General features: G+C 61.4%; 8 protein-coding genes and 1 tRNA gene. 3 read left to right on the top strand and 6 right to left on the bottom strand.

Annotated features, from left to right (window positions below; translation table 11 throughout):
- Nucleotides 1-923: 923 nt before the first annotated feature.
- From Q0K07_RS11735 to Q0K07_RS11720, 4 genes are all read right to left on the bottom strand, one after another.
- A complete protein-coding gene (locus Q0K07_RS11735; RefSeq protein WP_294559436.1) occupies nt 924-2,204 on the bottom strand; it encodes a TRAP transporter large permease in 1,281 nt (426 codons plus the stop codon).
- A gap of 9 nt (nt 2,205-2,213) precedes the next feature.
- Complete coding sequence (locus Q0K07_RS11730) at nt 2,214-2,753, bottom strand: TRAP transporter small permease (RefSeq protein WP_077072811.1); 540 nt, start codon at nt 2,751-2,753, stop codon at nt 2,214-2,216.
- A gap of 82 nt (nt 2,754-2,835) precedes the next feature.
- On the bottom strand, nt 2,836-3,846 hold the full coding sequence (locus tag Q0K07_RS11725; protein WP_077072812.1) for a TRAP transporter substrate-binding protein: 1,011 nt from the start codon (nt 3,844-3,846) through the stop codon (nt 2,836-2,838).
- 305 nt (nt 3,847-4,151) lie between these two features.
- Nucleotides 4,152-7,220 (bottom strand): hypothetical protein, encoded by a 3,069-nt coding sequence (locus Q0K07_RS11720; RefSeq protein WP_294559432.1) that lies wholly within the window; start codon nt 7,218-7,220, stop codon nt 4,152-4,154.
- Between the two features lie 244 nt (nt 7,221-7,464).
- Between Q0K07_RS11720 and Q0K07_RS11715 the strand changes: the two genes are divergently transcribed.
- Together Q0K07_RS11715 and Q0K07_RS11710 are read left to right on the top strand one after the other, a co-directional pair.
- Entirely contained in the window at nt 7,465-8,226 is a 762-nt protein-coding gene (locus Q0K07_RS11715) for a DeoR/GlpR family DNA-binding transcription regulator (RefSeq protein WP_294559430.1), read from the top strand.
- Nucleotides 8,227-8,232: 6 nt separating this feature from the next.
- Entirely contained in the window at nt 8,233-9,453 is a 1,221-nt protein-coding gene (locus Q0K07_RS11710; RefSeq protein WP_294559428.1) for an MFS transporter, read from the top strand.
- Here the strand turns inward: Q0K07_RS11710 and Q0K07_RS11705 are convergent.
- Complete coding sequence (locus Q0K07_RS11705; RefSeq protein ID WP_294559427.1) at nt 9,437-10,093, bottom strand: alpha/beta fold hydrolase; 657 nt, start codon at nt 10,091-10,093, stop codon at nt 9,437-9,439. The two genes, Q0K07_RS11710 and Q0K07_RS11705, sit on opposite strands and share 17 nt — an antisense overlap.
- Nucleotides 10,094-10,746: 653 nt before the next feature.
- On the bottom strand, nt 10,747-10,986 hold the full coding sequence (locus Q0K07_RS11700) for a hypothetical protein (protein WP_294559425.1): 240 nt from the start codon (nt 10,984-10,986) through the stop codon (nt 10,747-10,749).
- Between the two features lie 933 nt (nt 10,987-11,919).
- Between Q0K07_RS11700 and Q0K07_RS11695 the strand changes: the two genes are divergently transcribed.
- A tRNA-Asn gene (locus Q0K07_RS11695) sits at nt 11,920-11,992 on the top strand.
- The last annotated feature ends 1 nt before the right edge of the window (nt 11,993 follow it).

Below are 11,993 nucleotides of genomic sequence, written 5' to 3'. Positions count from 1 at the left end.
CGTTGTGCACACACGTTCTTTTCGGCCATTTGTCTCGCTGCCATTGTCATCTTTTATATTTAATGAGTCCTGAACCTGGAGCGTTGATGCACGGCGTTCCTGCCGGGCAGAGGCCTGCCCGGCGTGGACATACGGTTTTTCCTGCCCCAAAAGACTGCCGGGCCTTGGGATACAGTTATTCCCGCGCAGACAGAAGCCCCCCCGCGTTGCGACACGGTCTTCCACCGAAAAAAAAACGAACCTTCAGGGCGTTGCGCGGGGCTGATGTCACAGACAGAGGCCCTTTCCCGGCTGCTGAAGCAGCGTTTCGGCGCTTCTCAGCCGTGCAGACATGCCGAAGACGGGACCGCATAAGACAGAAAACGACAGGGAACGCCCTCCCCCATCTTTTCATCCCTTCCTTTATTCCTGTTTTCCGGCAACGGCCGGAAAACAGGCGGCCTGCGTGAGCGGGTCCGGCAGGACACGCTCACACTGAGGTTGCAGCCGCACGCCGTCTTCCGGAACGTTCCGCGCTCTGCCTGCCCTTCCGGCCCCACGGGCGGCAAAGGGCATTTCCCTCCCGCGCCCGGAGTCATCGGGCGGACTTCCCCCGATGTTCCGCACCTTGCGCATGTTCCTGCCGTGCCCGGAGCGGCTCAAGAGCAGCAGCGAGCCGGAGGAGGGACATGGCGTTCCCCTCCCCTTCCGCCCTGCCTGTTGAGGGGGCCCGGGGGGAATCATTCCCCCCGGAAACTGCCTTTTGCCGGGGTGCGGGGCGGCGCCCCGCGTGCCTTTCCTGCCTTTCCTGCCTTTCCTGCCTTTCCTGCCTTTCCTGCCTTTTCTGCCTCTGCCGTGCCTGCCGTGGGGATGGAAGAGCGCAAAAAAAGCTCCCTCCCCGGGGGTGGGGAAGGAGCTTTTTCGGATTACCCTGAGTCAGGCCGTCAGATAAGCCAGTTCATGGGGATGATGGACAGCTTGGGGAAGACCGTGAGCAGGAGGAGCATCACAACTTCCACAAACAGGAAGGGGAGCAGGTTCTTGACGAGGGCGGGCAGCTTGAGGTTGCCGATGCCGCACACGACATAGAGAACCGTACCGACGGGAGGCGTGATGACGCCGATGCCGAGGTTCAGGATGAAGATGAGGCCGAAGTGGTAGGGATCGATACCGGCGTCCAGAATCAGCGGGTAGAACACGGGCGCGAAGATAAGGACGTTGGGGGTAAGGTCCATGACCATGCCGATCAGGAACAGGAAGACGTTGATGAGCAGCAGCAGGATGATGGGGGAATCCTTGAACGGAGCGAACAGGGAGATGATCTGCTGCGGGATGTCGGCCAGAGTGATGAAGTAGCCGATGGCGGTAGCGGTGGCCACGATCATCATAACGGCGGCGGTGGTACGGGCGGAGGAAGCGCTCACGCGCAGGAGGTCCTTGAGGCCGATTTCACGGTACCAGAGCAGGCACACCAGAATGGCGTACACGGCGGCGAAGGCACCGCCTTCGGTAGGCGTGAACACACCGAAGCGGATACCGCCGAGCAGGAGCACGGGCATCATGAAGGCGGGGGTGGCGTCGATGAGGATCTTTCTCTTTTCCTCGCGGGTGAACTTGATGGTTTCATGGTAGCCGTCGATACGGACGATGAAGAACCACATGATCATGAGGGCGAGGCCGATGAAGATACCGGGGAAGAGGCCTATCATGAACAGCTTGGTGATGGACAGGCCGCTCACGCAGGAACCGAGGATGATGAAGTTGGTGCTCGGGGGGATGATGGGTCCGAGGATGGCGCCGGAGGAGATGATGGCGCCCGCACGGCCGGGCTTGTAGCCCACCTGCTTCATCATGGGCAGCAGCAGGCCGCCGAGAGCGGCGGCTTCACCCACGGAGCTGCCCATGAGGCCGGCGAAGATGACGGAAGCCACGATGGCGGCGTAGCCGAGGCCGCCGCGCACGCCGCCGATAAGCAGCTGCGCGAACTGGACGACGCGCTTGGAAAGGCCGCCCGCAGCCATGATTTCACCGGCGAACACGAAGAAGGGAATGGCCATGAGGGGGTAGTTGTTCGCCCCGTCGAGCATACAGGAGGCAATGGTCATGGGGTCCCACATGTCGGCGTGGAACATGAGCACCATGGCGCAGAGCACGAGCACCATGGCGATGGGAATGCCGAAGCACAGGAAGACGAAGAGAGATCCGAGAAAAAGAAACAGTTCCATACTCTCTCCTTAGTGCTGAAGCTCAGACAGGTCTATCCCCGAGGTCTTCTTGAATTCGGAAGCGGGGGTACGAAGGATGGCGATCAGGTCGCGCAGCTGGAGCACGATGGCGGCGGCGGCCATGATGGGGAGCGTCGCGTTGATGATGGCCATATTGACGTAGGTGGCGATGGCGTAGGTGTCGAGCGTCATCTGCACATAGGAGATACCGCCCTGCAGCAGGACAAGCAGCGCCGAAATGGAAAGCAGAATGGCGATGACGTTCATCGCCTTGCGGCAGTTGCCCTGGAGCATGTCCACCACCATTTCCACGGCGATGTGCTTTTTACGGTAGAAGGCCTCGATGGCACCGAAGAACGTGATGTAGATGAACAGGAAGCGGGCCCACTCTTCGCTCGGCGGATAACCGGAGTTGAAGCAGTAACGCAGAACGGCGTTCAGGAACACCAGGCCGATCATGCCCAGAAAGATGCAGGCACAGAAAATCTGGAAGGCGACGGCGCCGACCTGATTGGCCTTATTCCTGGCGGCAGAGGGAGTTTCACTCATATAAAAACCTCAGAAGAAACAGCCAGAGATGCGGGAAAAAAAGAGAGCCTGCCTGTGGCAGGCCCTCCATCTTCAGCCGGGGCTACTTGAAGCTGGCAGCCTTGTCGAAAATGGCCTGCGCGTTGGGCACGTAGGTCTTGTCGTTGGAGGAATCGGTGAACATGGTCCAGGTGCGCTTGGCAGCCTCGGTCATGTGGTCCTTCATGGCCTGGGTAGGTTCGGACACGGTGCCGCCATGGTCTTCGATTTCCTTGATGGAAGCCTTGTCCATATCCTGCACGAGCTTCCAGATGTCTTCAGCAGCGAGGCGGGCAGCTTCGTTGAACCAGGCCTTGTCCTGATCGGGCAGGGACTGATACAGCTTTTCGTTGATGAAGAGGCTGTGGATGACGAGGATGTGACCGGTCAGAGTGATCTGCGGGCACTTTTCGTAAACCTTGGTGGAGGTGATGTCGGTGAGGGGGCTGTCGCCGCCGTCGATGACGCCCTGGTCGACGGAACTCATGACTTCAGCAAAAGGCATGGCCTGACCGTTGATGCCGCATTCCTTGGCGAAGGTGGTGTACAGGGTGATGTTCGGCACGCGGAGCTTGAGGCCCTTGATGTCGTCGATGCTCTTCACCGGGTTCTTGGTGTAGAAATGGCGGAAGCCCAGGGGGAACATGTTGAGGGTGCGGAGGCCGGACTTTTCGGTGAAGCCTTCGGTGAGGAGGTCGAACACGCCGCCGTTGATGGCCTTGTAGGCATGTTCATAGCTGTCGTACAGCATGGGGGTTTCCATCATGGCCATGGCGGGATGGAAGGCGGCAACCTGGGTGCCGGTGGCGCACATTTCAATGGTGCCGCGGCGGGTATCGGCGATGTACTTGTCTTCCTTGCCGAGGGAGCTGTTGGGATAGACCTTGACCTTGTACTTGCCGTTGGAGAGCTTTTCCAGATATTCGCCGAACTTGTGCATACCGATGGTTTCGGGTTCACCTTCGGCCTTCATGCCGGCGATCTTGATGGTCTTGGCGGCCTGAGCCGTACCCACCATGGCGGTGGCGCCGAGCATCAGTCCCATGATCAGGGAAAGAGCAACAAAGCGTTTCATAAGTCCTCCTCAGAACTTGTTCCATATGCCGCTTGAGGCATATCTCTTGTTAACGCCGCCCTCTGCGAACCAACAGAAAACGGCATTCACAGGCATCCTAACTTTTGTCTGTGAATATATTTTTCTTATACGCCAATTCCGCCCTTTATGCAAGAGAGGTTTCTTTCTTTTCTGGCTTTTATCTCTATGAAATTTTCGAAAGAGAACGCATAAAGGCCGAAGGTTGCAAACAAGCCCCCCTCCCGTTGCGCCTTCGGCGCGCCGCCGGGAGGGAGACTTGCAGAAAAAGCTCCGCTCAGGATTTTTTATTCAGCAGTCGCGCCGTTCTGCACGGAAACGCCCGCGGAGGAAGCGGAAGCGTTTGCGGCGGAACCTTCAAAGCGGATGACGGGCAGAGGCTGAACATCCTTTCTGCCGGGATGGCAGAGTTTCATCATGGCATAGAGGTAGTCGCGACGTCTGTCGAGATAGAAGGCCAGAGGCTGGGAGAAGTTTCTGCCCACCAGTCCGTCCACGAAGAGCTGGCTGATGTCGCGTTCCCTGAGCAGCACGAGCTGCGAACGGGCGAACACGGTGCGGTCGGCCTGGCTCATGTTCCTCACCATGCGGCGGAAGGCATCCTGCGCGCGGGGCTGGTAGAACCAGAAGTACATGAGGTCGAGGGCGTTGATGATGAGCGCCAGTTCCAGCTTCCGCGCCTCGCCTTCCAGACCGCCCATGCGGCCTTCGGAACGGGCCAGCTTGATGAGTATCTCTTCTTCGGGGAAGAGCAGCTCAAGGCGCGTGTAGCAGGAAAACACGCGGGCCACCTTGCCCTCGTAGTCCCAGCGGCGCATGCGGCGGTTGTTCTGGCTGTCGGCGTAGCCTTCGATGACGGCGGCCACGGTGTCGGAAGCGAGCTTGGAAATGATGGCCGCACTCGGCACGGAATAGAAGAGCGGATCGGCCACGCCGCACAGAAGCAGTATGGCCACGAAGGCCTGGTTGTACCAGGAGGACACGGGAATGGCGAGGGCGCTGCGGAAAAGGTTGCCTATGGCGGCCTCGCGCGGGAAACCGCGGTAGATGTTGTGGGCGCAGATGTAGATGGCGTTCACGAAGTTGAGCACCGTGAACACGATGCCCGGATATTCGCGCACGCTCAGCCCGCACAGATCCTCCAGCAGCCACACGCGCACCACCACTTCCAGAAGGGCCACGGATATGCCGGTGTACATGAGCGAATCGCAGATGCGGCTGATGCTCACATGGTCCTTCCAGCGCAGAAGCGTGTTGCGCGTGGTGCCGTTGCCGGCCACCACCATCTGAATGATGTTGCGTATGCCCGTGATGCCGAACCAGATGAAGGTGCCGAACCAGGCAAGGAACCACCAGTCCTGCGTATAGAGGAAGGACGCCACGGAGGGAATGAAGCCCGCCATGACCTTGATCCAGTTGGTCACCGTGGTGCTGAGGTAGGCGGAACCGGGCTTGTCCTCCTTCGGGGGCGCCTTTTCCTCGGTGAGGCCGTTGGCGCGGGGCGTGTTGATGCCGCCGAGGCTCACCACGTTGCCCGGACGCATCACCTGGCTGTTGTCGTCCGGCAGCCAGGCCCTGTTTCTGGCCTGACGGAAATGTCGGAATCCCGGCACGCGGCGCATGGCGCGGGTGAAGGAGGAAATGTTCTCCCTGTCGTCCTCGTAGCTTATGCGCTCCTCGATGCGGGTATATACGGGGATTTCGCCCATGTAGGCGCTGTTTTCACGAAGCGTCTTCTTGGCGCGCTTGGGCAGGGTTTCGGTGTACACGAAGCCCATGCCGAAGGTGCGGTTGCCGTTGTTTCTCGCGGAGTTGGAGCCTATGCGGCTCTTCAGCGGATTCTTGCGGTAATATTCCCAGAGCGTGGGAATATTGCTCTGAATGCTGCGGAACTTCCCGGCGCGCTCCTTTTCCCCGCCGGCTTCCAGACTGTCGAGAATCTCGTGCACGATCTGCTTGATGCGGGGGCCGCGGCCCTCGTTGAGCACGCGCTGAAGCTCGTTGATGGCGGGAAGGTCGTTCAGAAGGCCTTCGTGCCAGTCCTTGAGGTTGAAAAGTTCAAGGTGCGTGATGCAGCAGTCGCAGTCGTACAGAAGTTCCAGCACGTCCTGCACGTTGAGCCCGGCAAGGTTCAGGATGAGGCGGTAGCCGGTGTGCATGCCGGTGAGCAGTTCCACCATCTCCGCCGGGGTGCGCGTGAACATGGAGGGCACGCCCTCCTTCGCGCCGCCTATCTCGGGCAGATCGCTCCCTTCCAGCCACTGCGAGGCAATGACGCTGGCGGTGAGATTGTCGAGTTCAAGCAGTTCCTTCTCCGCCGCGCCCCCGTCGTCGCTGCCGGAGGCTATCTGCGCGCGCAGATGCTCCGCACGCAGGCGCATGAAGGGAAGCACATGGCTGTGGATGCATTCGGCAAGGTGCTCGAAGGAAGGCTGACCGAGGCCCACGCAGGCCATGAAGCGCGCGGGCATGACGGCGGGAATCTCCACGTTCCAGGCCTTTTCCAGCTCGGGACGACGGAGGGTGTTCCAGGTTTCCAGCGCCTCAAGCGACTTCTGCTTGCGCCATTCAACGGCATCGCGCCCTTCCCGGATGAGGCTCTGCATCTTTTCCGTTTCCAGAAATTCCAGAAAGTCCGCCGCGGCGCTGAAGCCGCGCGGCACCCACACCATGCTGATGTAGCGGCCCCGGAAGGGACAGCGGAATTCCAGCCCCACGCGCACATGAATGCCCATGATGGCCGCCGCATCCAGAATTTCCTTGGCCGCGGCATAGTCGATATAATTGGAATACACCACCGTGAGGTAGCGCAGGCCCTTGATCCACGCATCCATGATGAGATGCGTGGGCGTCTTGCGGCCGCGGGAGTGGGCGTCGTACACATGATCGTCGAAGGAAAGCTGATTCCATTCCTCCGGCATTTCCGGCAGATGATAGCGCGCAAGCATCTTGCGCACCACGCGGGGCGTGCCCTGCGCGGCCTTGCGGAAATCATGCGCGAGCTTGAGCTGCGTGAGCGGAGAATCCTGCGCGCGCACCAGATCCTTCATGATCTGCAGAAGCACGCGCGCGGTGTTGCGGCGCAGCATGGAATGCGCGCTGCTCAGCACCTCGTCGTACAGGGCCTGAAGGGCCATGAGTCTGTCGTCGGCCTGCCCCACTTCCAGATTGGTGAGCAGGTTGATGACCGCATAGGCCACTCTGGACACACGGGAAATCACCAGCCCCTTGATGCCGTGCGGATGAAGGTTCGCGTCGAACACGCGGCTCTGGGCCTTGTCGGGGCATTCCAGTATCCTGTTGACCATGGTCAGGATTTCTCTGTCCTGCCTGTCGAAATAAAGTTCCGGGGACATGCTTCTTGCCTCGTATGCGAAAAACGCCTCCGGTGCGGCCGGAGAGCGGCAGGTAGTGAGATATATAGGATATTGTTACGCCAATGTTACGATGATAGGGAGCAGAGTGTAGTTTTATTACGCGAGTATGTCAATAGTGTTTTTTTTCACAGCTTTCTTCCCTTAACTGCGGCAAGAACCTTTTTTTCTTGCCGAACCGGAACTCTCGCCCTATACTCCGGGCAGTTTCCTCCGGGGATGCGCCATGAACAAAGCAGACAGCCGAAAGAAAAGCCTTCTGGAATACCTCAACAAGCGCGGCTATGCCACCATTGAGGAGCTGGCCCAGCATTTTTCCGTCACTCCGCAGACCATGCGGCGCGACATCAACCAGCTTGCGGAAGAAGGCAGCGTACAGCGTTTCCACGGCGGCGTGGGCATGCCCCTCGGCACGGAAAACATCATCTATCATCAGAGAAAGCTGCTCTTTACCGAAGAAAAGAGACGCATTGCCGAGCTGGTGGCGGCCCACATTCCCGACGGGGCCTCCCTCTGTCTCAACATAGGCACCACCACCGAGGCCGTGGCCTGCGCCCTTGCCGGGCACAAGAATCTGCGCGTGCTCACCAACAACCTCAACGTGGCGCGCATCTGCGCGGCCAACCCGGGCTTTGAGGTCATCATTGCCTGCGGCACGGTGCGTTCCCACGATCTCGGCGTCACCGGCGCGGAAACGGAACAGTTCATACGCGAATTCCGCATGGATTTCGGCGTCATCGGCATTTCCGGCATCGACGAGGAGGGGAATCTCCTTGATTACGACTACCGGGAAGTTTCCGTAGCGCGCACCATTCTCGCCCAGTCCCGCCGCGTGTTTCTCGCCTGCGACAATTCCAAGTTCGGCCGCCCGGCCATGGCCAGAGTGGGCCATCTGCGCCAGCTTGAGGCCGTGTTCTCCAATGCCCCCCTGCCCTCCCGCTGGCAGAACCTCATACGGGAGTCGGGAGCGGGGCTGTACCTTGCCTGAACCGCCATGGAACGTATTGCTCAGCCCCGCCGCCAGGTCATCATCTTCGCCCTGCTCACCGCCGCATGCGTCGCTTCCGACGCCATGCTCTATGTCGTTCTGCCCGTGCGCTGGATGGATGCGGGCCTCTCCTCCCTGTGGGAAGTGGGGCTGGTGCTTTCCCTGAACCGCCTTGCACGCCTTCCGCTCAACCCCGTCATCGGCTGGGTGTATTCCAGACTCAGCGTAAAGACCTGCACCATATTCGCCGCGCTGCTCTCCCTGCTCATTCCCCTGGGCTACACGCAGGCCGCATCCTTCGCCGCCTGGGCGGCGCTGCGCGTGCTGTGGGGCCTTGCCTGGTCGCTGCTCAAGCTGGGCGGGCTGTTCACCGTCATGGATGCGGCGGGCGAACACGACAGGGGCTATCTCATCGGCCTGTACACGGGCACCTACCGCCTGGGCAATCTGGCGGGCATGCTGGGCGGCGGCCTCATGGCCGACATTGCGGGCCTGCGCCCCACCCTTTTCGCGGGCGCGGTGGTGGCCGCCATAGCCCTGCCCATGGCCGTGTTCCTGCTCAGGCGCACCCCGCCCTCTTACCGGAACGCCCCGGACACCCCCGGCGGTGAGAAGAAGAAAGGCCTTGCCGCGCTGCTTTCCGCCGAACTTTTCTGGGTGCTCTTCACCTGCCTGTTCGTCACGCTCATCATCGAAGGCTTTTTCATGTCCACCCTGAGCGCGCTTCTGGAATATCACTTCGGGGCAGGGGTGAACGTAGGCATCTTTCTCGGCTGCGCCACCCTGGCGGGCATCATGCAGTCCATGCGCTGGAGCTGGGATCCGCTTCTTTCCCCGCTGGTGGGCCGCATTTCCGACGGGCCCATCGGCCGCACGGGCATGTTTGCGGCGGGCTGCTTCTGCGCCGCCGTGCTCTTCGCCCTCACCACGCTGCAACTGCCGCTGCTGCCGTGGCTGCTCATCATTGTGGGCATAGAATTGTGCTGCACCGCCATGACCACCCTTTCCGACGCCCTCGCCACGGACGTGGCCTCCCGTTCGCAGGCCGTGGTGGTCATCACCGCCTACACCCTGGCCATCGACCTCGGCGCGGCCCTCGGCCCCCTCGGCGGCTATACGGTGCTTTCCCTGTGGGGCATGAACGCGGCCTATCTCGCCGCCGCCCTGCTCCTTGCCCTGTTCGCCCTCCGCTGGGCCTTCCGGCCGCCGGTCAGGAACGCTGCATAAGGGCAAGGGTGAGGAAGGTCGCCCCGTATTCGCGGAACATGCCGAGAGCGTCCGCATGACGGAGCTGTGAGGGAATACGGTTCATATCCGCCTCACGCACATATTCCCACGGCCTGCCGAGACGCGCCACGTTGTTTTCCCGGCTCCAGGCCGCGCGCTCGTAGGGAATATACACGTTGAGCCAGCGCCGCACCGAAGGCAGGGGCACCGGCCCGCGCAGGCCCACCGGGTCCAGCGTGATCAGCGCATCCGTGCGCACATGCGGCAGCGCGGGGAGCACATCCCGCGCAAGGGAACTTGCGCCCCAGCTGTGGCCGATGAGCACCACACGGCGGCCGAGTTCCCCGTAACGGCGCAGCACGCGCCGCGTGCCCGCGTGTTCGTCGTGCTCGCGGTAGTAGATGTCGAAGCCCCTGCCGAGACGCCCGTGCACATCGCCCAGAAGCGCGTAGGCCCTGCCGAGAAATCCGTCGGTAAAACCGCCCATGACAAGGCAGAGATGGCCCGGAACATCGTCGGGCGCATCGTCCAGCGCGCGCAGAAAGGCCGCCTCCTCCCGTGCGGAATGCACGGAAAGGCCGAAGGCGCGCAACAGCCGCGAAGGATTCCTGTTCCAGCGGTAGGAAAAAACAATGGCCATGGGGTGCCTCCTTACAGGTTGAGCAACTGCGCGCCGCAGAACATGCGGCACCTTCAGCCTAACCTTACGCCGCCTTCCCGGCAAGGAGGCCGGGCACATCTCTCATGCCTGCCCGCCGGAAAAAAGAAACTTCGGCCCCGGCGCGCTCCCCCACCGCCCGGCCCGGGGGCCGCCCTTCCCCTTTCTCCCTCCGCCCTGCGCCGCAAAGGGGGACGCAGGGGCGGCAGAGGAGGAAAACGCAGAAAGAAGAGTATGGGCGCAGGAAGGGAAGGCGGGGGATAGCCGGACTCAGGAAGGAAGGGCCGGGGAGGGGCGCCTCCCCCCCTCCGCGCCCGGCATCTGCACGGATTTGGGGGATACCCGGGCGCAAGGGGGGCACTACCGCAAAGCTCATAGGACGCCAGAGGGCGGCGGAATATCCGGGCGCAGGAGGAAACGCAGGATCGAAGCCCGGCGGATGCGGCCTCAGGCGCACTACCTGCGCCCTCCTCAGAGGGAGCCACCGCCCCGCGCACACAGAAGGCCTGCGCTTTGTGAAGCGGAGAAACATCCCGCAAGGGGAGACTCGGAAAAGCATCCCCTCTCCACGGCATGGCCGGGCCTGTCCCGCCGCTTTTCTGCCGGGAATCATGCAAAAAACGGCGGATGCGGCCTCAGGCTCCGCTTTCCCCGGTCAGCGCCTCCAGCCTGCGCGCAATCTGGAAAAGATCTCCGTGCCCGAGGCGCGCGGCGTCGTATTCCAGAAGAAGGACGCCTTCGTCCACCTCCACACGGTTCACCCCGTCCACCGCGCCGAGAAAGGCGCGCACGGCCGCCGCCTTTTCCCTGCTCCTCAGCGCATCATGTTCCACACATATTCTGCCCCTGCCGAATTCCTTTACTCTGTAAGACATGGCACTCCGCCTGTTTTGGGGTGCGGCGGCACAAGTTTGCATAAGTAAAGAAAGTTTATCAAGCAGAACTTTTCCGGGCAGAACGGGCCGGAACGCGCCTTCCCCTGCGCTGCCCTTCTGCCGCAGGCATTTTTGCAGGCCCAGCGGCGCAAGCGGAGTGCAGCCTCCCGCGCACAGAGGACGCCCATGGGAACTTCAGGATACTCCAGCAGCCCTCCCCTGCGCAGGATGCGCTCCATGAACAGCACGGCCTCTCCTGACGGGGCAGGCTCCCGCGTGCCGGATACCCTGGAGCTGCCTTCCGGCTCACCGGCGCACAATATTCCTCCGTGCAGGATGCTCCCTTTCCGACATTGAGCCTTTTCCTGGTAAGGCGGCACCTTCCCCGCGCGCAGAATGCTCCGCCGCACATCTCCGCAACGCGAACATCGGCGCACAACAGCCCTGCACGCCGGATGCGCCCTGTTCCAGCCGGGGCCATGCGGGCAAACGCCCCGCGCGCAGGATACGCCTGTGCTGCCTTCCCCTCCCGCAGGGGCTTTCCCAGGGATACCATGTGTTCACAGCCATAAAAGGCGTCTTCCGCCCCTGTGCAGGATGCGTTTCTGCATCACGGGGCGGCTCCGTGCGCCCCTGCGGGACGGCTCCTTGTCGCAGGCGGACGCCTTTTGCGCAGAATCCCCCTTTTCCGGCCGGGGAAGGGCTTCCGGCCCTTTCCGGGGGAATATTTCTTCAAGCAACACATGAAGTTTTTCCTTTTTTCCGGCACGGCGCGGCCTTTTTGCCCTCTCCCGGCCCGTGAGGCGGCAAAAAACATGCCCTTCCGCCCTTAAAAAAGCCTTTTCCGAAAAAAAAAGAAAAAGACGAAAAAAAATGCTTGACGGCTGGGGGCAAAACGCCTAAACACATTCCTGCAACGGCGAGTTGCTCCGTTCCCCGATAGCTCAATAGGCAGAGCGGGTGACTGTTAATCACTAGGTTGGCGGTTCAAGTCCGTCTCGGGGAGC

The sequence above is a fragment of the uncultured Mailhella sp. genome (assembly GCF_944324615.1).
In the GTDB taxonomy this organism is placed as follows: Bacteria; Desulfobacterota; Desulfovibrionia; order Desulfovibrionales; family Desulfovibrionaceae; genus Mailhella.
Note: the sequence above shows the minus strand (reverse complement) of the source record. Positions and strands in the feature narration are given on the sequence as shown.

Bases quoted from the DNA above. Each gene is read 5' to 3' on its own strand.
- Q0K07_RS11735 (WP_294559436.1), bottom strand. From the start codon at position 2,204: ATGGAACTGTTTCTTTTTCTCGGATCTCTCTTCGTCTTCCTGTGCTTC.
- Q0K07_RS11730 (WP_077072811.1), bottom strand. From the start codon at position 2,753: ATGAGTGAAACTCCCTCTGCCGCCAGGAATAAGGCCAATCAGGTCGGC.
- Q0K07_RS11725 (WP_077072812.1), bottom strand. From the start codon at position 3,846: ATGAAACGCTTTGTTGCTCTTTCCCTGATCATGGGACTGATGCTCGGC.
- Q0K07_RS11720 (WP_294559432.1), bottom strand. From the start codon at position 7,220: ATGTCCCCGGAACTTTATTTCGACAGGCAGGACAGAGAAATCCTGACC.
- Q0K07_RS11715 (WP_294559430.1), top strand. From the start codon at position 7,465: ATGAACAAAGCAGACAGCCGAAAGAAAAGCCTTCTGGAATACCTCAAC.
- Q0K07_RS11710 (WP_294559428.1), top strand. From the start codon at position 8,233: ATGGAACGTATTGCTCAGCCCCGCCGCCAGGTCATCATCTTCGCCCTG.
- Q0K07_RS11705 (WP_294559427.1), bottom strand. From the start codon at position 10,093: ATGGCCATTGTTTTTTCCTACCGCTGGAACAGGAATCCTTCGCGGCTG.
- Q0K07_RS11700 (WP_294559425.1), bottom strand. From the start codon at position 10,986: ATGTCTTACAGAGTAAAGGAATTCGGCAGGGGCAGAATATGTGTGGAA.